The organism is Polaromonas sp. AET17H-212 (assembly GCF_002379085.1).
Lineage (GTDB): Bacteria > Pseudomonadota > Gammaproteobacteria > Burkholderiales > Burkholderiaceae_C > Polaromonas.
On the sequence record NZ_NBZW01000003.1, the window covers coordinates 128,214 to 148,057 of the forward strand.

18 protein-coding genes are annotated in these 19,844 nt (G+C 64.4%); 11 read left to right on the forward strand and 7 right to left on the reverse strand.

Annotated features, from left to right (window positions below; translation table 11 throughout):
• Positions 1 to 25: 25 nt before the first annotated feature.
• The 8 genes from B7G53_RS04635 to B7G53_RS04670 are packed head-to-tail and all read left to right on the forward strand — an operon-like array spanning position 26 to position 8,876.
• On the forward strand, positions 26 to 751 hold the full coding sequence (locus B7G53_RS04635) for a TetR/AcrR family transcriptional regulator (protein ID WP_096664227.1): 726 nt from the start codon (positions 26 to 28) through the stop codon (positions 749 to 751).
• Positions 748 to 1,632, forward strand: a complete 885-nt coding sequence (locus tag B7G53_RS04640; RefSeq protein ID WP_096664230.1) for an SDR family oxidoreductase — start codon at positions 748 to 750, stop codon at positions 1,630 to 1,632. Before B7G53_RS04635 ends, B7G53_RS04640 begins: the two co-directional genes overlap by 4 nt.
• Complete coding sequence (locus B7G53_RS04645; protein ID WP_096664233.1) at positions 1,629 to 3,272, forward strand: acyl-CoA carboxylase subunit beta; 1,644 nt, start codon at positions 1,629 to 1,631, stop codon at positions 3,270 to 3,272. The genes B7G53_RS04640 and B7G53_RS04645 overlap by 4 nt, the downstream gene beginning before the upstream one ends.
• 22 nt (positions 3,273 to 3,294) lie before the next feature.
• Positions 3,295 to 4,476: an acyl-CoA dehydrogenase family protein gene (locus B7G53_RS04650; protein WP_096664236.1), complete on the forward strand. Its 1,182-nt coding sequence runs from the start codon at positions 3,295 to 3,297 to the stop codon at positions 4,474 to 4,476.
• 14 nt (positions 4,477 to 4,490) lie between these two features.
• A complete protein-coding gene (locus tag B7G53_RS04655) occupies positions 4,491 to 5,279 on the forward strand; it encodes an enoyl-CoA hydratase/isomerase family protein (protein WP_096664616.1) in 789 nt (262 codons plus the stop codon).
• A complete protein-coding gene (locus B7G53_RS04660) occupies positions 5,276 to 7,231 on the forward strand; it encodes an ATP-binding protein (RefSeq protein WP_217992588.1) in 1,956 nt (651 codons plus the stop codon). The genes B7G53_RS04655 and B7G53_RS04660 overlap by 4 nt, the downstream gene beginning before the upstream one ends.
• Positions 7,228 to 8,388, forward strand: a complete 1,161-nt coding sequence (locus B7G53_RS04665; RefSeq protein ID WP_096664239.1) for an acyl-CoA dehydrogenase family protein — start codon at positions 7,228 to 7,230, stop codon at positions 8,386 to 8,388. Before B7G53_RS04660 ends, B7G53_RS04665 begins: the two co-directional genes overlap by 4 nt.
• Positions 8,385 to 8,876, forward strand: a complete 492-nt coding sequence (locus B7G53_RS04670) for a thioesterase family protein (RefSeq protein WP_096664242.1) — start codon at positions 8,385 to 8,387, stop codon at positions 8,874 to 8,876. Before B7G53_RS04665 ends, B7G53_RS04670 begins: the two co-directional genes overlap by 4 nt.
• 44 nt (positions 8,877 to 8,920) lie before the next feature.
• Here B7G53_RS04670 and B7G53_RS04675 read toward each other — a convergent pair whose 3' ends face one another.
• The 7 genes from B7G53_RS04675 to B7G53_RS04705 form a co-directional block, all read right to left on the reverse strand.
• Positions 8,921 to 10,078, reverse strand: coding sequence for an ABC transporter substrate-binding protein (locus tag B7G53_RS04675; protein WP_096664245.1), 1,158 nt, complete (start codon positions 10,076 to 10,078; stop codon positions 8,921 to 8,923).
• Positions 10,079 to 10,170: 92 nt separating this feature from the next.
• Positions 10,171 to 11,331: an ABC transporter substrate-binding protein gene (locus B7G53_RS04680; RefSeq protein WP_096664248.1), complete on the reverse strand. Its 1,161-nt coding sequence runs from the start codon at positions 11,329 to 11,331 to the stop codon at positions 10,171 to 10,173.
• A gap of 164 nt (positions 11,332 to 11,495) precedes the next feature.
• Positions 11,496 to 13,352, reverse strand: a complete 1,857-nt coding sequence (locus B7G53_RS04685) for an AMP-dependent synthetase/ligase (RefSeq protein WP_096664251.1) — start codon at positions 13,350 to 13,352, stop codon at positions 11,496 to 11,498.
• A gap of 139 nt (positions 13,353 to 13,491) precedes the next feature.
• Positions 13,492 to 14,289, reverse strand: a complete 798-nt coding sequence (locus tag B7G53_RS04690; RefSeq protein ID WP_096664254.1) for an ABC transporter ATP-binding protein — start codon at positions 14,287 to 14,289, stop codon at positions 13,492 to 13,494.
• The gene (locus B7G53_RS04695) at positions 14,286 to 15,119 is read right to left on the reverse strand and encodes an ABC transporter ATP-binding protein (RefSeq protein ID WP_096664257.1); all 834 of its coding nucleotides are present in this window, start codon (positions 15,117 to 15,119) and stop codon (positions 14,286 to 14,288) included. Before B7G53_RS04695 ends, B7G53_RS04690 begins: the two co-directional genes overlap by 4 nt.
• On the reverse strand, positions 15,116 to 16,192 hold the full coding sequence (locus tag B7G53_RS04700) for a branched-chain amino acid ABC transporter permease (RefSeq protein WP_096664260.1): 1,077 nt from the start codon (positions 16,190 to 16,192) through the stop codon (positions 15,116 to 15,118). Before B7G53_RS04700 ends, B7G53_RS04695 begins: the two co-directional genes overlap by 4 nt.
• 69 nt (positions 16,193 to 16,261) lie before the next feature.
• Positions 16,262 to 17,137, reverse strand: a complete 876-nt coding sequence (locus B7G53_RS04705) for a branched-chain amino acid ABC transporter permease (RefSeq protein WP_096664264.1) — start codon at positions 17,135 to 17,137, stop codon at positions 16,262 to 16,264.
• A gap of 126 nt (positions 17,138 to 17,263) precedes the next feature.
• Between B7G53_RS04705 and B7G53_RS04710 the strand changes: the two genes are divergently transcribed.
• The 3 genes from B7G53_RS04710 to B7G53_RS04720 are packed head-to-tail and all read left to right on the forward strand — an operon-like array spanning position 17,264 to position 19,838.
• Positions 17,264 to 18,658: an acyclic terpene utilization AtuA family protein gene (locus B7G53_RS04710; protein ID WP_096664267.1), complete on the forward strand. Its 1,395-nt coding sequence runs from the start codon at positions 17,264 to 17,266 to the stop codon at positions 18,656 to 18,658.
• A complete protein-coding gene (locus tag B7G53_RS04715; protein ID WP_096664269.1) occupies positions 18,655 to 19,041 on the forward strand; it encodes an AtuA-related protein in 387 nt (128 codons plus the stop codon). Before B7G53_RS04710 ends, B7G53_RS04715 begins: the two co-directional genes overlap by 4 nt.
• Entirely contained in the window at positions 19,038 to 19,838 is an 801-nt protein-coding gene (locus B7G53_RS04720) for a crotonase/enoyl-CoA hydratase family protein (RefSeq protein WP_096664272.1), read from the forward strand. The genes B7G53_RS04715 and B7G53_RS04720 overlap by 4 nt, the downstream gene beginning before the upstream one ends.
• Positions 19,839 to 19,844: the final 6 nt, after the last annotated feature.

Here is a 19,844-nt window from a genome sequence, read left to right on the forward strand (position 1 = left end):
ACGGCTTTTGTTATGGTCTGTTTCCATGGACAAAACACCTGCGCGCACCCGCCCTGCCGGCCGCGCCCTGGCCCCGCCTGTTGCTGTTGCCGCCGCCGCCGAAAAGCGGCCGCGCGGCCGGCCGCGCAAGACGCCCGGCGAACGCGACGACGGCAACCGGCGGGTGGAGCTGGTCAACACCGCCGCGCGGCTGTTTCGCCGCAAGGGTTTTGACGGCACCAGCACGCGCGATATCGCGGCAGCCGTTGGCATGCACAGCGGCTCGCCTTTCTACCATTTCAAAAGCAAGGGTGCGTTGCTGTATGCCGTGATGGAGGAGGGCATGCGTTCGGCCATGGCCCGGCAGGCGGCGGCGCTGGAGGCGGCGGCGCCGTCCGCACCCGACGCGGCGGCTTTGCTGCGCGTGTTGATCCGCAATCATTTCGACGTGCTGCTGGGCCCGGGCAGCGATTTCATTCCCGTGATGTTGTACGAGTCGCGTTCCATCACGGCCAGGCAGCGCGCGTCGCTGGCCAGGCTGCAGGGCGACTACGAATCGGTCTGGGAGCCGGTGCTCCAGGCCCTGAGCGACCAGGGCCGGCTGCAGGCCCCGGTGAAACTGGCGCGGCTGCTGATTTTTGGGGCGCTGAACTGGTCGGCGCAGTGGTTTGACGCCAAAAAAGGCGCCTCGCTCGATGAGCTGGCCGACGCGGCCATGGCGCTGTTCATCGGTGAAGACAGGACGCCCTCCACAAGGAAAACCCGACCATGACTTACCGATCCGTATTCAGCGCCGGCCTGTTTGCCGGCAAGGTGGTGGTCGTCACCGGCGGCGGCTCCGGCATCGGCCGCTGCACGGCACATGAGCTGGCAGCCCTGGGCGCGCATGTCGTGCTGATCGGCCGCAAGATCGACAAGCTGCACGAGGTGGCCGGCGAGATTGTGGCCGCCGGCGGCCGTGCCAGTTTCCACCCCTGCGACATCCGCCAGGAAGAGGCGGTGAAGGTCACGGTCGCGGCGATTGTGATCGCGCAGGGCCGCATCGACGCCCTGGTCAACAACGCGGGCGGGCAGTACATCGCGCCGCTGGAAAGCATCAGCGCGAAGGGCTGGGAAGCGGTCATCAACACCAACCTGACGGGCGGCTTCCTGATGGCACGCGAGTGTTACCTGCAGTCCATGGCGGAGCGCGGCGGCAGCATCGTCAATATCGTGGCCGACATCTGGGGCTCCATGCCCTCCATGGGCCACAGCGGTGCGGCGCGCGCCGGCATGGTCAGCTTCACCGAAACCGCGGCCGCCGAGTGGGCGCACAGCGGCGTGCGTATCAACGCGGTGGCACCGGGCTACATCGCCTCGAGCGGCATGGACCACTACCCGCCCGAGGCCGGGGACATGTTGCGCGAGATGCGCAACACCGTGCCGCTGGGCCGCTTCGGCACCGAGGCGGAAACGTCGGCCGCCATCGTGTTTTTGCTGAGCCCCGCGGCCAGTTTCATCAGCGGTACCGTGCTGCGTGTGGATGGCGCGCGGCCACAGGTGCGCATGGGCTGGCCCATGCGCCTGCCCGATGCCGAGGCGCAGCAGCGCGAGGCCGTCAAGCCCTTTGACGGTTTTCATCTGGCGACGACGCCCAAGGTGTTCCAGCCATGACGGTTTTCCAGTCGGCCTGGAACGCGCAGGGCGGGGTGGCCGTTCAGCGGCGCCAGGCCATGCTCGCGCGCCTGGCGGCTTTGCGCGCGCTGGAAGCCCGTGCCGCGCAGGCGTCAGCCAAATCCAGACCGGTGTTCGACAAGCGCGGCCAGTTGTTGCCGCGTGAACGGGTGGCCCTGCTGCTGGACCCGGGCGCGCCCTGGCTGCCTTTGTGTTCGCTGGCCGGGTTCATGCAGGACCACAAGGACCCGGTGTTGTCGGTGCCCGGTGGCGGCATCGTGGCCGGCATCGGGTTCATCGAGGGCGCGCGCTGCATGGTCGTGGCCAGCGACTCGGGCATCGAGGCCGGCGCCATTCAGGCCATGGGTCTGGAGAAAATCCTGCGGGTGCAGGAGATCGCGCTGCAGAACAAGCTGCCGTTCATTCACCTGGTGGAAAGCGCCGGCGCCAACCTGATGCGTTACCGCGTCGAGGGGTTTGTCCAGGGCGGCGCCCTGTTCCGCAACCTCGCGCGCCTGTCGGCGGCGGGCATTCCGGTCATCACGGTGCAGCACGGCTCCGGCACGGCGGGCGGCGCCTACATGCCGGGCCTCTCGGACGTGGTGATCATGGTGCGCAACCGCTCGCGCGCCTTTCTGGCCGGCCCGCCGCTGCTGATGGCGGCCACCGGCGAGGTGGCCACCGAGGAGGAGCTGGGCGGCGCCGAGATGCACACCAGCGTGTCGGGCCTCGGTGAACAGCTGGCCGAGGATGACCGCCAGGCGCTGGGCCTGGTGCGCCAGGCCGTCGCCCGGACTGCGTGGTCAAGTCGGCCTCCAGCGCATATGGTACGGGCGCAAGAAGCTATGGATTCAGGAGCAATCGAACCGCTGTACCCGGCCGATGAGCTGCTCGGCCTGATGGCCGGCGATCTGCGCCAGCCGGTGGACATGCACGAAGTGATTGCGCGGCTGGTCGACGGCTCGGACTTCCTGCCCTTCAAGGCCCTCTACGGCGCCGCCACGGTCTGTGTGCAGGCGGCGATCGACGGCCGCGCGGTCGGCATCATCAGCAACAACGGCCCCATCGACGTGGCAGGCGCCAACAAGGCCACCCATTTCATCCAGCTGATGTGCCAGCTCGGCCACCCCATCGTCTACCTGCAGAACACCACCGGCTACATGGTCGGCAAGGACGCCGAGCAGGGCGGCATGATCAAACACGGCTCCAAGATGATCCAGGCGGTGACCAACGCCACGGTGCCGCAAATCACCATCCAGTGCGGCGCCTCGTTTGGTGCCGGCAACTACGGCATGTGCGGCCGCGGGTATGCGCCGCGTTTCCTGTTCAGCTGGCCCAGTGCCAAAACGGCGGTCATGGGTGGCGAGCAGGCGGCGCGCACCATGCAGATCGTGACGGAGGCCGCGATGCTGCGCAAAGGCATCGCTGTGGATGCGGCGCAGTCGCAGGCCCAGTTCGACAAGATCGTTGCCGTGTTCGAGGCGCAGGCCGACGCTTTTTACACCTCCGGCCTGCTGCTCGATGACGGTGTGATCGATCCGCGCGATACCCGCGCCGTGCTGGCGCAGTGCCTGGCCATGTGTGCCGAGGCCGAAACCCGGCAATTGCGGCCCATGCAGTTTGGCGTGGCGCGCATGTGAACGCAATTTCAAGGAGACAACCATGCAATACACCCACGAACACCTCGAAATCCAGAAGACCCTCAAGCGTTTTATCGACGCCGAGATCAACCCGCATGTGGAGGAATGGGAAGCGGCTGAAATTTTTCCCGCCCATGAGGTCTTCAAAAAACTCGGCAATCTGGGCATGCTTGGTCTGACCAAGCCCGAGGAATACGGTGGCGCAGGGCTTGACTACTCCTACGGCGTCGCCATGGCCGAGGCGCTGGGCCACATCGACTGTGGCGGCATCCCGATGGCGATTGGTGTGCAGACCGACATGTGCACCCCGGCGCTGGCGCGTTTCGGCAGCGACGAGCTCAAGCGCGAGTTCCTCGCCCCGGCGATTGCCGGCGACACGGTCGGCTGCATAGGTGTCAGCGAGCCGGGCGCCGGCAGCGACGTGGCGTCCATCAAGAGCCATGCGCGCAAGGACGGCGGCGACTATGTGATCAGCGGCCAGAAGATGTGGATCACCAACAGCCTGCAGGCCGACTGGATGTGCATGCTGGTCAACACCGGCGACGGCCCGCAGCACAAGAACAAAAGCCTGGTGATGGTGCCCATGCGCGAGAAAGGCAAGCTGCGCCCCGGCATCGAGGTCGGCAAGAAGATCAAGAAGATAGGCATGAATGCCAGCGACACCGGCCTGATTTATTTCGACGAGGTGCGGGTGCCGCAACGCTACCTGATAGGCGCGGAAGGCTCGGGCTTCATGTACCAGATGATGCAGTTCCAGGAAGAGCGGCTCTGGTGTGCGGCCAGCTGCATCCAGTCGCTTTCCAACTGCATCGCCTGGACGGTCGAGTGGGCGCATGAGCGGAAATTGTTCGGCGCCACGCTGGCCGACCAGCAGTGGGTGCAGTTCAAGCTGGCCGAGATGAAGACCGAGGTGGAGAGCCTGCGCGCCATGACCTACCGCGCCTGCGAGCTTTACGTGCAGGGCCAGGACGTGACCGAACTGGCCTCCATGGCCAAGCTCAAGGCCGGGCGGCTGAATCGCCTGGTGCCCGACACCTGTCTGCAGTTCTGGGGTGGCATGGGCTTCACCTGGGAAAACAAGGTGGCGCGCATGTTCCGCGACGGCCGGCTGGCTTCGATAGGCGGCGGAGCCGACGAAGTCATGATGGGCATCATCGCCAAGTACATGGGCCTGTCCAAAAGCAGCAAGAAACCCGCGGCCTGAGGATGACCACGGCCATGAGCGACAAGCTGCAGATCACCCGGTCCGATGAGGTCGAACACTGGACCCTGCACGATCCGGCCACGCGCAACGCGCTGACCGACGAGGTGGTGGCGGCGTTGGCACAAGCCTGCGCACGCGCCGCGCAGGACAGGGCCTTGCGCTTTGTCGTGTTGCAGGGCAGCGCCGGCGCGTTTTGCGCCGGTGGCAGTCTGGGCGGTTTTGCCCAGGCGATCGGGCAGGCCTTGCCCCCCGGGCAGACCGACCCGCTGCTGGCCATGAACGCCGGCTTTGGCCATGTGTTGCAGGCCCTGTGCGCGCTGCCGCAGATGCTGCTGGTGGCGGTGGATGGACCGGCCATGGGCGGCGGCCTGGGGCTGGTGTGCTGCGGTGACTTCGTGCTGGCCAGTCCGCGCGCCGTGTTTGCCACGCCCGAAGTCACGCTGGGTGTGGTGCCGTCGCAGATTGCGCCTTTTGTACACCGGCGTCTGGGTGACCGGCTGGCGCGGCAGCTGATGCTGTCCGGAGAAAAGCTTGCTGCACAGCAAGCCCTGGCACAAGGTCTGGTGGACGAGGTCGCTGACGATCTGCCGGCCGCTCTAGCCAGTCGCATCAGCGCGCTGCGCCGGGCGGCCCCGGGGGCCGTGGCCCATACCAAGGCTTTGCTTTGCATGCTGAATCAGGCCCCGGCCCCCGATTTTCCTGCGCAAGCAGCTATCAAATTTGCAGCAAACCTGCGCAGCCCCGAGGCCGCCGAAGGCCTGGCGGCCTTTGCCGGAAAGCGCAAGCCCGGGTGGGCCGCATGACTGCCACGACCAGCACCACCATAAGCCGCCTGCTGATTGCCAACCGCGGCGAGATCGCGCGCCGCATCATCCGCACCGCGCACCGCATGGGCCTGGCCACCGTGGCCGTGTATTCCGACGCCGATGCGCAGGCCCCGCATGTGCAGGAAGCGGGCAGTGCGGTGGCGCTGGGCGGCACGCTCTCGGCCGACTCCTATTTGCGTATCGACAAGCTGCTGGCCGCCGCGAAGACGGCCGGCGCGGACGCGGTGCATCCCGGCTACGGTTTCCTGAGCGAGAACGCGGAGTTCGCGCAGGCGGTGCTCGACGCCGGCCTGACCTGGGTCGGTCCGCCACCGGCCGCGATTCGCGCGCTGGGCAACAAGGCCAGCGCCAAGAACCTGGCGCTGCAGCACAACGTGCCCTGCCTGAGCGGCTACCAGGGCCAGGACCAGTCTGACCAGCGTTTGATGGCCGAGGCGGGCAAACTGGGTTACCCGCTGATGGTCAAGGCCGCGGCAGGCGGCGGCGGCCGCGGCATGCGTCTGGTGCTGGCGCCGTCCCTGTTGCAGGCGGCGCTGCACAGCGCGCGCTCCGAAGCGTTGTCGTCGTTTGGCAGTGACGAGTTGCTGCTCGAACGCGCGCTCCTGCGCCCGCGCCATGTCGAGGTGCAGGTGTTTGCCGATGCGCATGGCCGGTGCATTCACCTGGGCGAGCGCGACTGCTCGGTGCAGCGGCGTCACCAGAAACTGATTGAAGAATCGCCGAGCCCGGCGGTGGACCCTGTGTTGCGCGAACGCATGGGCGGCTGTGCGGTGGCGCTGGCGCAGGCGGCCGGCTATGTGGGCGCCGGCACGGTGGAGTTTCTGCTTGACGAGAACGGTGATTTTTTCCTCATGGAGATGAATACCCGGCTGCAGGTCGAGCACCCGGTCACCGAAGCGGTGACCGGCCTGGACCTGGTCGAGTGGCAGTTGCGCATGGCGCAGGGCGAAGCCTTGCCGCTGGGCCAGGACGACGTGGTTTTCCGCGGCCATGCCATCGAGGTGCGCCTGTGTGCCGAAGACGATGATTTTTCGCCGCATGCCGGGCGGGTGCAGCACTTTGTTGAGCCTGCGCACGCGCGCTTTGACCATGCGCTGCAGGCCGGTGGCGAGGTCACGCCGTTTTACGACTCCATGCTCGGCAAGCTGATCGTGCATGGGGCCACGCGGGCGCAGGCCATGGACCGCCTGGTGGCCGCGCTGGCCGGCACGCAGGTGCTGGGCCTGCCGACCAACCGCGCCTTTCTGGCGGCGTGCCTGGTGCACCCGGTGTTCCGCGCCGGCCAGGCGCTGATTCCCTTTTTGGCCGACTATGGTGGCGAGATCCGGAAGACTTTGCAGGAGCAGCAAACGCAGGTGTTGTTGCCCGCCGTCCTGGGGTTGCACTTTCAGGGCGGCGCCGGCGCTGCGCAGGCCTTGCCCTGTCCCTTCGGCAAGGCCTTGCGGGTGCTGCATGGCGAACAGGTGCTGGCCATCACCGTGACGGAAACTGGCGCGGGCGGGCTGGACGTGTCATCGGGCACGCAGCAGCACGCGGCCACCTGTGTGCCTGCCGGGGCCGGCCAGATGCGGGTCACACTCGACGGCCTGAGCCGTACGGCGCGGGCTTGCCGGGTGGCCGACGGGCGCTGGCATGTGCAGGTTGGTGCGGTCGATGTCTGGCTCAAGGACGCGAGTCTGGAACCGGCGGCCGGGGTCGCCTCGGGCAACCAGGCGATGGAACTCCGGGCGCCCTTCAATGGCAAGGTGATCGCGGTCAAGGTGAGCGCCGGCGCATCGGTCAAACGTGGCGACACCTTGCTGGTGATCGAGTCGATGAAACTCGAACATGCGGTGTGCGCGACACGCGATGCAGTGGTGGCAGCCATGGCCGTGGAGCCCGGCCAGCAGACCGCGCCAGGCCAGGTCTTGTTGAGGTTTGAAGCATGAACACTTCCTCCGGCGATCTCGACGCGCTGGCCGACCTGGCTGAGTCGGTCAAGCGTTTTGCCCAGCGCGAAATTGCGCCGCAGGTCAGCCAGTGGGATGACGCCGGCGAGTTTCCGCGCGCCTTGTACCACCAGGCGGCCGAACTGGGCCTGCTGGCGCTGGGTTACCCCGAGGCACTGGGCGGCAGCCCGGCGTCCTGGCGGCTGCGCAACGCGATGACGCTGGCGCTGTGCCGCTACGGCGGCAGCGGCGGTGTGCTGGCCAGCCTGTTTTCGCACAACATCGGTCTGCCACCGGTGCTCGCTTATGGATCGGCGGCGCTGCAGCAGGCGGTGATTCCGCCGGTGCTGCGTGGGGAGAAGATTGCGGCACTGGCGATCACCGAGCCCGGCGGCGGCTCTGATGTGGCGGCCTTGCGCACGACGGCGCGGCGCGACGGCGCCGACTATGTGATCGACGGCGAAAAGGTGTTCATCACCTCGGGCATGCGCGCCGACTTCATCACGGTGGCGGTGCGCACCGGCGACGCCGGCAGCAAGGGTTCCAGCGGAATTTCCATGATCCTCGTGCCCGGCGACAGCCCGGGCCTGTCACGCAGCCGGCTTGAAAAAATGGGCTGGTGGTGCTCCGACACCGCGCACCTGCGTTTTGACGGCGTGCGTGTGCCGGCCGACCATTTGCTGGGCGAGGAGGGCGGTGGTTTCAGAATCATCATGGGCAACTTCAACGGCGAACGTTTGGCCATGTCGGTTGCGGCCCTGGGTTTTGCCCAGGCCTGTTACGACGAGGCGCTGGACTGGGCGCGCCAGCGCAAGACCTTCGGCAGCACACTGGTCGACAAGCAGGTGATTCGCCACAAGCTGGTGGACATGCAGATGCGCATCGCCTCCACCCAGGCCTGGGTCGATGCGGTGGCCGACCGTGCCGACGCCGGCGACCAGGGCCCCGACTGGGTCGCCCATGTCTGCATGCTGAAAAACCATGCAACGCAGACCATGCAGTTCTGCGCCGACCAGGCGGTGCAGATCCTGGGCGGCATGGGCTTCATGCGCGGCACCAAAAGCGAACGCATCTACCGCGAGGTCAAGGTCATGATGATTGGCGGCGGCGCGGAGGAAATCATGAAAGACCTGGCTGCACGACAATTGGGCCTATGACCAGAACCACCCCACCACCCACCGGCACCGTTGACTTCGAGCCCGAGTTCATCGCTGCCCTGAAAACACTTTTTGAAGAAAAAATTGTCTTCAACCAGGCCCTGGGCCTGAAGGTGGTGTCGGTCCGCCCCGATGGCGTGGTTGGCCGCATCGACATGCGGCCTTCGCTGGTGGGCCACTATGCCTACAACCGCATTCACGGCGGGGTGGTCAGCGCGGGACTCGACGCGATGGCGGGCCTGGCCATCATGGCGGCGATCGGTGCACGCCACATGGACGAGCCACCCGCACAGCGCATGCAGCGCTTTTCCAAACTCGGCACAATCGATTTGCGGGTGGACTATTTGCGGCCCGCCATCGGCGAGTTTTTTGAACTGCGCGCCGAGGTCCTGCGCCTGGGTTCGCGCGTGGCCAGCACCCGCATGGAGTTTCTCGGCGCCGATGGCCAGCTGTTGTCCACCGGGGCGGGCGCTTACATCGTGTCATGAAAAAAGCCGCCCGCAGGCGGCTTTTGAGGACAGACGCAGTCCGCTTACTTGATGTAGTCGGAGACCACTTTCCATTTGCCGTCGGTGATTTGCGACAGGCGCGAGGCATCGCTGCCCAGGCGTTTGGTCGGGGAGAAGCTGGCCGGTGCGCTGCCGAACATGTCGGGCGGGATGCTCATGGTGTCCATGACCTTGATGAAGCTCTCCGTCGTCAGGTTGGGACCGGCTTTCTGGGCGGCTTTGGCAAAGATGTCGATGATGTTGTAGCCATAGACCGAGAAAACGGTGGGGTCTTCATTGAACTTGGTCTTGTACTTGTTGGCCCAGAAACGGATGGGCTGCGAAGCTTCGTCGAGGTAGGGGTTCTGCACCGTCATGGTGGCGTAGAGGCCGTTCATGGCCGGGCCGCCCAGCTTGTGGATCAGGTCGGTGTAAGCGGCGCTGGAGCCCAGGAAGATCGGACTGAAGCCGGTCTTGCGTGATTCACCAATGGCGCCTATGGTTTCACGGATGATGGTGCCGAGCACGACCATTTCGCAGCCGGCCGCTTTCATCTTGGCTACCTGCGACGAAAAATCGGTCGCCCCGCGCTTGTAGGACGTCTTCTCGGCGAACTCCAGGCCTATGGTCTTGAGGCCGGCTTCCGCGCCTCGCATCACCTCCAGACCAAATTCATCGTCCTGGTACATCGTGCAGACCTTCTTGGCGCCCTTTTCCTTGGCCAGTTTGGGCGCAGCATTGCGCATCTGGTCGTAGTAGGTGGCTGCAAACGAATACTTGAGCTTGTGGAAGGGCTCGTACATTTCGCGTGCTGCGGTGATCGGGAAGAAGTTGATCACGTTCTTGTCAAACTGGACCGGCATGGCGGCCAGATTCTGCGCGGTGCCGATGTGGCCCACCATCATGAAGATCTTGTCCTGGTTGACCAGCTTCTGCGCGGCCAGCACGGCTTTTTTGGGGTCGTAGGCCGAGTCTTCCACAATGAGTTTGAGCTTGCGGCCATTGATGCCGCCTTGCTCGTTGATCTCGTCAACACGCAGCAGCATGCCCAGGCGCGCCTGCTTGCCAAAACCCGCGATGGGGCCTGACAGATCCTGGATGGAACCCAGGGTGATCTCGGTTTTGCTCACGCCCTGCTGGGCGCCGGCAAGCGTACTTGCCAGGGCCAGGGCGGAAAGTACCACAGTTGTTTTGAATTTCATCATTGATCTCCATTTGTGATGGGGGGAAACAGCTGACACTGGAACCGGGTGCAGGCCGGACAGGCTTCCAGGCCTGGCCGGTTGCCGCAAAGCTAGGGTTTGACGTAGTCCGAAACCACCTTCCACTTGCCATCCTGAATTTGCGACAGACGCGACAGGTCGCTGCCCAGGCGCTGCCTGGCGGTATACGTCAGTTGGGGGGCTCCGAAAATATCGGGTGGAATGGTCATGGCGTCCATGGCCTTGATGAAACTGTCCGTCGTGAGTGTGGGGCCGGCCTTTTGCGCCGCCTGGATCAGGATGTCAATCATGGTGTAGCCATAGGCCGAGAAGACGGTGGGATCTTCGTTGAACCTGGTCTTGTACTTGTTGGCCCAGAAGCGGATTGGTTGCGACGCTTCGTCGGTGTAGGGGTTCTGCACCGACATGGTGGCGTACATGCCGTCCATGGCCTTGCCGCCGAGTTTGTGGATCAGGTCGGTGTAGGCCGCGACCGATCCGAAAAACACGGGGTTGAAACCGTTCTTGCGGGATTCGGCGATGGTGCCAATGGTTTCGCGGATGATGGTGCCGAGCACCACCAGGTCGCAGCCCGAGGCCTTCATCTTGGCCACCTGGGACGAGAAGTCCGTGGCACCTCGCTTGAATGAGGTTTTTTCGGTCATTTCCATCGAGATGGACTTGAGGCCGGCTTCCGCACCGCGCAGGACCTCCAGGCCGAACTCGTCGTCCTGGTAAATCGCGCAGACCTTTTTGGCACTCTTGTCCTTGACCATCCGGGGCAGGGTGGTGCGCATCTGGTCGTAGTAGGAGCTCAGCAAGGCGTACTTCAGCCGGTGGGTCGGCTCATACATCTCGCGCGCCGCGGTGAGCGGCATGAAATTGATGACGTTTTTCTCGAACTGGACCGGCATGGCCGCGTTGTTCTGAGCCGTCCCGAGGTGACCGGCCATGATGAAAATCTTGTCCTGGTTCACCAGCTTCTGGGCCGCCAGAACCGCCTTCTTGGGGTCGTAGCCGGAGTCCTCGGTCAGCAGTTTGAGCTTGCGCCCGTGCACGCCCCCCTGCTCGTTGATTTCGTTCACGCGCAGCTGCATGCCGTTGCGTGCCTGTTTGCCATAACCTGCCAGCGGACCCGACAAATCCTGGATGGTGCCGATCACGATTTCAGTCTTGCTCACGCCCTGCTGGGCCATGGAAGAGCCGGCACTGAGGGCCAATACGGCCAAGGCCAGGGTGAATCCAAATTTCATCGAGAGGCTCCTGTGATGAGGGGGTTCATGGGGGACGCAGCTTGCCGGCAATCGGCGTGTGCACATCGCTTCATTCTTGACGCCAACCCGTGAAAGTCAAGCTGGCGTAAGTACGCAAGGGAAACTACTTAAACAGAAAAAACAGGTCGACAACCCGGGGGGCCTCACCGGTACATCGCCTCGATCTGTTCGGCATATTTCTTCTCGACCAGCTTGCGCTTGAGTTTCATCGTCGGGGTCAGCTCCTCGTCTTCTGCCGTCAGCTGCGTTTCAAGCAGGAAGAACTTCTTGATCTGTTCAACCCGCGCAAACTTCTTGTTGACGCGGTCGATTTCGGACTGGATCAGTTCCTGGACCTCGGCCGAACGCGTCAGGCTCAGGTAGTTGCTGAAGGGAACGTCGTGGTCCTGCGCATATTTCTCGACGTTTTCCTGGTCGATCATGACGATGGCCGTGAGGTAAGGCCGCTTGTCGCCAATGACCACCGCGTCGGTGATGTAGGGTGAAAATTTCAGCTCGTTTTCAAGCTCGCTGGGCGTCACGTTTTTGCCGCCGGCCGTGATGATGATGTCTTTCATGCGGTCGGTGATGCGGAAAAAGCCGTCCTCGTCCATGACACCGACGTCGCCGGTGTGCAGCCAGCCGTCAGCGTCGATGGTTTCGGCGGTTTTCTCCGGCAGGTTCAGGTAGCCCATGAACACGTTGGTGCCGCGCACCAGGATTTCGCCGGTGGCGGGGTCGAGTCTGACCTCGTTGAAGCCCGCGGCCGGGCCGATCGAGCCCGGCTTGATGCGGCTGGCCGGAACCCCGGTCGAGGCACCGCAGGTCTCGGTCATGCCCCAGACCTCCAGCATGGGCACACCGAGCGCCATGTACCACTTGACCAGTTCCGGCGAGATCGGCGCCGCGCCCGTCACGCAAAAGCGCGCGCGGTGAATGCCGATCAGCTTGCGTGCGTTGTCCAGCGCCACCCAGCGGGCAATCGTGAATTTGAGCTTGAGCCAGTTGCTGACCGGCTGGCCCGCCATCACCCTGTCGGCGATCTCGGTGCCCACGCCTATGCCCCAGGCATAAGCCGCCTGCTGCAGGCGGCTGGCTTCCTTGAGCGCAATCATCACGCCCGAATAGAACTTCTCCCAGACGCGGGGCACGGCGGTGAACACGGTGGGTGCGATTTCGCGCACGTTCTCGGGAATGGTCTCGGGATTCTCGACAAAGTTGAGCTTGGCGCCGGTGTACATCGCGAAGTATTCACCGCCCATGCGTTCGGCGATGTGACACAGCGGCAGAAAACACATGCGTTCGTCGTTTTCGTCCTGCGCCACCAGGGTGTTGTAACCGCGTGCCGTGAACACCAGGCCCCGGTGGTTGTGCATGGCACCTTTGGGTTTGCCTGTGGTGCCCGAGGTGTAGACGAGGATGGCCAGGTCTTCGGGCCGGCAGGCCTTGACACGCGCCTCGACCGCACCGGGGTGCGCGGCGAGGTAGCTGCGCCCCTGCTCGCGCAGGGCCGCCAGGCTGATCACATCGGGCTCGTCGAGGTCGCGCAGCCCCTCCATGTCAAACACCACGATCTTGCGCAGGCCGGGCAGGGCGCTGCGCACTTCCAGGGCCTTGTCCAGTTGTTCATCGTCTTCGACAAACAGCAGCGTGGTGCGCGAGTCTTCACACAGGTAGTGCACCTGCGAGGCGGCGTCGGTCGGGTAGATGCCGTTGGCCACACCGCCGCAGCTGAGCACGGCAAGGTCGGCCAGCACCCATTCGATGACCGTGTTCGAGAGGATGGAGGCGCATTCGCCCTTGGCAAAACCCAGGCTGATCAGGCCGCCGGCAATCTCGCGCACGGCCTCGCCGGTCTGGTTCCAGGTCCAGCTGCGCCAGATGCCGAGTTTTTTCTGCCGCATCCAGACCTTGTCCTGGCGTTGGGCGACGCCGTTCCAGAACATTGCCGGAATGGTGTCACCCTCAAGCACCACGCGGGTTTCAGGCTGGATGTGGGAGAGATCCCAAAGGTTGCTCATACGTTTCTCCACACGGCTGTCATCCCGGACCTGATCCGGGATCCATGCCGCGCGCGCAAATGGGGTTCATGGGACATGGATTGCGGAGCCGGTCCGCAATGACACACGCAGGTGAAATTGGCTCTGGGATGCATGGTCTTCACCGCCATGTCTTCTTCTTTTTCCAGCGGCGCTCGCTGCGCACACCGTCTTCCTTCATGCCCAGATAGAACTCCTTGATGTCTTCCTTTTCCCGTAGCCGGGCACAGGTGTCTTCCATCACGATACGGCCGTTTTCCAGCACGTAGCCGTAGTCGGAGGCATTCAGGGCCATGTTGGCGTTTTGCTCTACCAGCAAGATGGTGGTACCGCGTTCGCGGTTGATGCGCACCACAATCTCGAAGATTTCTTTCGTCAGCTTGGGGGAGAGGCCGAGGCTGGGCTCGTCGAGCAGGATCAGGTCAGGCGAGGCCATCAGGGCGCGCGAGATCGACAACATCTGCTGCTGGCCGCCGGAGAGCAGGCCGGCGTCCTGCAGCGCACGCTCACGCAGGATGGGGAAATAGCCGAACACAAGCTCGATGTCCCTGGCCACCCCGTCGCGGTCCTTGCGGGTGTAGGCGCCCATCAGCAGGTTGTCGCGCACGCTGAGCAGCGGGAACACTTCCCGCCCCTCCGGCACATGGCTCAGTCCCTGCTGGACGATGTAGGCCGGGTCCTGCGCCGTGATGTTGCCGCCCTTGAACTCGATCGAACCCTTGCGCGGGTCGATGATGCCGGAGATGGTTTTCAGGATGGTGGTCTTGCCGGCGCCGTTCGAGCCCAGCACGGTGGCGATTTCGCCGCGGCGCACCTGCAGGCTGACGCCGCGTATGGCCTTGATCGGTCCGTAGGAGCTCTCGACGTTGAGCAGCTTGAGCACGGGCTGATCGCTCACAGGGGGGGGCACGGCGCTCATGAGCGTACCTCCGTGTGCAGGTCGACAGCCTTGTGTTGCCGGCGTAGCGAGGACACGTCGTCGATGGAACCGAGGTAGGCCTCGATCACGCCAGGATCGGTCTGGACTTCACGCGGGGTGCCCATGGCCAGCACTTCGCCCTGGTTCATCGCCAGCACGCGGTCGGATACCTTGGAGACCAGGGTCATGTCGTGTTCCACCATCAGCACGGTCACGCCCAGCTCGTTCTTGATGTCCTGGATCCAGAAGGCCATGTCGTCGGTTTCTTCCACGTTGAGCCCCGAGGACGGTTCGTCCAGCAGCAGCAGTTTGGGTTCGGTGCACAGTGCCCGGGCCAGCTCCACCACCTTGCGCACGCCGTAGGGCAGGCCGGCCACAAAGGAATCGCGGTGGTGCTGCAGGTCCAGCAGGTCGATGATCTGCTCGGCCTTTTCCCGCGCCTGGATTTCGGCCTCGCGCGTTTTCTTCGTGAAGAAAATTTCACTCCACAGGCCGGTCTGCCGGTGGGTGTGCCGGCCGATCAGCAGGTTGTGCAGCACCGTCGCGTGTTCGAACAACTCGATGTTCTGGAAGGTGCGGGCGATGCCCAGCGCGGCGATCCTGTGCGGCGGCTGGCTGGTCAGCTTGGTGCCCATGTAGTCAATGTCGCCCGAGGTCGGCGTGTAGATGCGGCTGATCAGGTTGAACACGGTGGTCTTGCCGGCTCCGTTGGGGCCGATCAGCGTGAACACCTCGCCCTGCCGGACATCGAAGCTGACATTGTTCACGGCCAGTACCCCGCCGAAGCGGACGCTGAGGTTTTTGGCTGACAGAAGGATTTCACTCATCATTTCAACCTGTCGGATTTCTGGAAGGACTTCTGCCGTTTGAACATGCCCTTGCGGTAGAACGGAAAGGTCTGCAGGTAGGTGCGTATCTTGAGCCAGCGGCCGTACAGCCCCAGCGGTTCAAACAGCACAAAACCAATCAGCACCAGGCCGTAGACCAGGCCCTGCAGGCCGGGGGCCTGGCCGATGAAGGCCGGCAGGTAGTCCTTGACCATCGCAATGGCCTGCGGCATGGAGATCAGGAAGATGGCGCCCAGGAAAGCCCCGTGCACCGAGCCCAGGCCGCCGACCACGATCATCAAAAGCAGGTCGATCGACTGCAGGATGTTGAACTGGTCGGGCGAGATGAACTGCAGCTTGTGCGCGTACAGGGCGCCGGCGATGCCGGCGAGCCCGGCGGACAGCGCAAACGACAGCGTCTTGTAGCGAGCCAGGTGAATGCCCATGCTTTGTGCGGAGATCTCCGAGTCGCGGATGGCCACAAAGGCGCGGCCGGTCGGCGAACGCAGCAGGTTGAGGATGCCCAGCGTGGCGCCAATGGCGATCAGCAGGCAGAGAAAATAAAAGGCCTCGCCGCTGCCCAGTTTCCAGCCGAACATGTCCGGCGCCTTGATGTGGATGCCGGCATTGCCGCCGGTGACGGATTCCCAGCGCGCAAACACTTCCTCGACGATGAAACCGAAGGACAGGGTGGCGATGCCCAGGTAAATGCCCTTGACGCGCAGCGCCGGCAAGCCGACGACCAGCCCCACCGCGGCCGACAGGCCAGCCGCGCAGGCCAGCGCGATGGGAAAGGGCACGCCGGCGTTGGTCATGACCGCCTGGGTATAGGCGCCGACCCCGAGAAAGGCCGCATGGCCCAGCGAAAACAGGCCCGTGAACCCGGCCAGCAGCATCAGGCCCAGGCCGGCGATGGCGTAGATCAGGATGAAGGTCAGCTGGGCCAGCCAGTACTCGGCAAACAGCCAGGGCGCGGCCAGCAGCAGCAACAGCAGCAGGCTGTACCAGAAGATATGGCCGCCGTGCTTGGCAAGCTTGATGTCCTGCCCGTAGTCGGTCTTGAAGATGAATCGCATGTTGGTATGTTTGTATTTCTATTCGGGAGACGATGGCGGCAGGGGAAGCGTCCGGCGAAGGCGCCGTGGCTAGACTTTTTTCCTGAGTTTTTCGCCAAACAAACCATTGGGCTTGACCATCAGCATGATCAGCACCACGACATAGGCCGCGATGTCCTTGATGCCGTCCGGCGCATAAAAGCCGGCCAGCGATTCGACGATGCCGATGATCAGGCCGCCGACGATGGCGCCGGGCAGGCTGCCGAAGCCGCCAACCACCGCCGCGGGAAAAGCCTTGAGGCCGATGAAGCCCATGTTGGCGTGCACAAAGGTGATGGGGGCCAGCAACAGCCCGGCGATGGCCGCCACGGCTGCGGCCAGGCCCCACACCAGGCCATTGAGCCGCTTGACCGGGATGCCCATGTAATACGCTGCCAGCTGGTTTTGCGAGGAGGCCTGCATGGCGATGCCCAGCTTGCTGTACTTGAAGAGCGCAAACAGCGCCAGGCAGAGCACCGCGGTGCTGCCGATCACGGCCATCTGCTCGACATTGAGGACCAGGGCACCGACGTTCCAGATCTGGTCCTTGTAGGGCACGGGCAGGGTGTGGGTCTCCGTGCCTATGCCGGGAATCATGGTGATCAGGCCGCGCGCCACGTAGCCGACACCGATGGTCAGCATCACGATCGAGAAAGCCGGCTGGCCCAGGATGGGCCGTATCACCAGCCGCTCCAGCAGCACGCCGAACAGGGCCATGCCGGCAATGGCGCTGAGGATGGCCAGCCAGAACGGGAAGCCGAGCATGGTCATGCAGGCCAGTCCGCCAAAGGCGCCCAGCATCATGAGCTCGCCCTGGGCGAAACTCACGGTTTCGGTGGCCTTGTAAATCAGGACAAAACCCAGGGCGATGAGCCCGTAAATGCAGCCTTGCGCGATGCCGCTGATGATTAATTGCAATAACTGCACTTTTGCTCCACAATAATTTTTACAAAGCACTTGCTTTGTAAAAATAATTTAACACCGGGAAGGCAAGGGAGCGGCGGATTTTTGATCCGGTTAAACCCTGACTGCATTGATCATGAGCTGCATTCAATGAAAAAATCAATCCGGATTGGTGCCGGGTTGGGTTTCTACGGAGATGCGTGGGAACCGGTGCTCGCAAGCATTGAACGCGGGGGGGTGCACTACATCGCCAGCGATCATCTGGCGGAGCTGACGCTGGCCATTTTGCAGAAGGACCTGCAGCGCGATCCGGCCCTGGGCTACGCGAGGGACGTGGTGCCCATGCTCATGCGTTTGTGGCCGGCCATGAAGCAGCGCAAGGTCCGCTTCGTGTGCAATGCCGGCGGGCTCAATCCGGCCGGTGCCGCGGCCGCCGTCCAGGCTGCTTTTGCGGCCAAGGGCTGGCAGGCTCGCGTCGCCGTGGTGACAGGTGACGAGGTGTTGCAGCAGGTCAGCGGGCTGGCGCCGGCACACATGTTCAGCGGCGCCCCGTTCGATACCGTGCGTGAGCGCATGGTGTTTGCCAACGCCTACCTGGGTGCACGGCCGATTGTTTCTGCGCTGCAGCAGGGCGCGGACATCGTGATCACCGGCCGTGTCGCCGATGCCGCCCTGTTTCTGGGGCCGCTGGTGCACGAGTTCAACTGGAATCTCGGCGATGCAGGCGACACGGCGACACCGGCCGACCTGAACCGGCTGGCGCAAGGCCTCGCGGTCGGCCACCTGCTCGAATGTTCGGGCCAGGGCAGCGGCGGCAATTTCGGCAGCGCCCAGGCCTGGAAAGCCATTCCCGACCTGGCCCACATCGGCTACCCGATGGCCGAGGTCGGTGAAGACGGCGACGCGGTGATCATGAAAGCGCCGGGCACGGGCGGGCGCATCAACTTCGACACCGTGCGCCAGCAACTGCTGTATGAAGTGCACAACCCGCATGCCTATGTGTCGCCGGACGTGGTGCTGGACCTGTCGACGGTCCGGCTGGAGGACCTGGGCCAGGACCGGGTGCGCATGACCGGTGCCACCGGCCAGCCACGCACCGGTCAGCTCAAGGTGGTCGGTGGTTACCGCGACGGCTTCAAGGCCGAGGTGACCTGGGGCTTCAGCTGGCCCGATGCCTATGACAAGGCGCTGGCGGCGGTGGAGATGGTCAAGACCCAGCTGGCCGACAAGGGCGTGCCACACGAGGCCCTGTTTGTCGAGTTCCCGGGTTTGAATTCGGCGCACGGTGCACTGGCGCCCTTGCCCGATGCGCAGGCACTGGCCGAACTCAACGAAGTCTGGGTGCGCATGGTGCTGCGCACGCGCGACAAAAAGGCCGCCGACGGTTTCGGCCGGCTGTTCCCGTGGATGGGACTCAGCGGGCCGGCCTACACCTGCGGCTTTCACGGCCTGCACAACACCAGTGAGTTGCTGGGCATCTGGCCGGCCCTGATCGATCGCAACCTGGTGGAGCCCAACACGCGCGTGGAGCTGCTGCAGACATGACTACCTTCACTCAAAAAATCCAGCTCGTCCGGCTGGCCCATGCACGCAGCGGCGACAAGGCCGACTGGGTGGACTTCGGCCTGTTTGCCTGGAACGAGGCGGGTTACGCCGTGCTGGCGCGCGAGGTCACGGCGCAGCGTGTGGCGGAACACTTCGCACCCTGGCTGCCCGGCCGCGTCGAGTGCTGGACCTTGCCCAACATCCTGGCGATCAAGCTGGTGCTGCACGACGCCTTGCAGGGCGGCGGTGCGCGCAACCTGCGGCTGGACAACCTGGGCAAGTCCATGGCGGCGGCGCTGCTGCGCATGGATATCAATGTCAGCGCCGACGAACTCGCCGCCTGTCTGGCGGCGCCGCGGGTCGGCTGGTGGGGAGACACATGACAGTCCATATAGAGAAGGATGGCGAGGTGACCATCGTCACCCTGGATCGCCCCGAGGTGCGCAACGCGGTGGACAGCGATCATGCGCGGGCCCTGTACAAGGCTTTCCTGGCCTTCGACGGCGACGACAGCGCGAAAGTCGCGGTGTTCCACGGCGCGCACGGGCACTTCTGTGCGGGTTGGGATTTGCAGTCGGGCGCGAAGATGCTGCGCGAGGCCGGGGACGGCAACGCCGGCGTGTTTGCCGGGCTGGACTTTCAGCCGGAAGACGGCCAGCCGGCGGGCCCCATGGGTCCGTCGCGCCTGCTGCTGTCCAAACCCGTGATCGCCGCGGTCAGCGGCGCGGCCGTCGCCGGCGGCATGGAACTGGCGCTCTGGTGCGACATGCGTGTCATGGACGAGGACGCCTATTTCGGCGTGTATTGCCGCCGTTTCGGCGTGCCGCTGATCGACGGCGGCACGGTGCGCCTGCCGCGCCTGGTCGGCATGGGCCATGCCATGGACCTGATCCTGACCGGGCGCAAGGTCGAGGCGGCGGAGGCGCTGCAGATGGGTTTGTGCAACCGGGTGGTGGCCACCGGCACGGCGCGCGAGGCGGCGCTGGTGCTGGCTCGGCAACTCGCGGCTTTTCCGCAGAAGACGATGCTGGCCGACCGCCAGAGTGCCTATGCGCAGTGGGACCTGCCCTTGCCGCAGGCGCTCAAGCAGGAGTGGGACCGCGGCCGGCAGTGTCTCGGCGAAGGCCTGCAGGGCGCGGCCCGTTTTGCCGGCGGCGAGGGGCGGCACGGCAAGTTTTAAGGATGA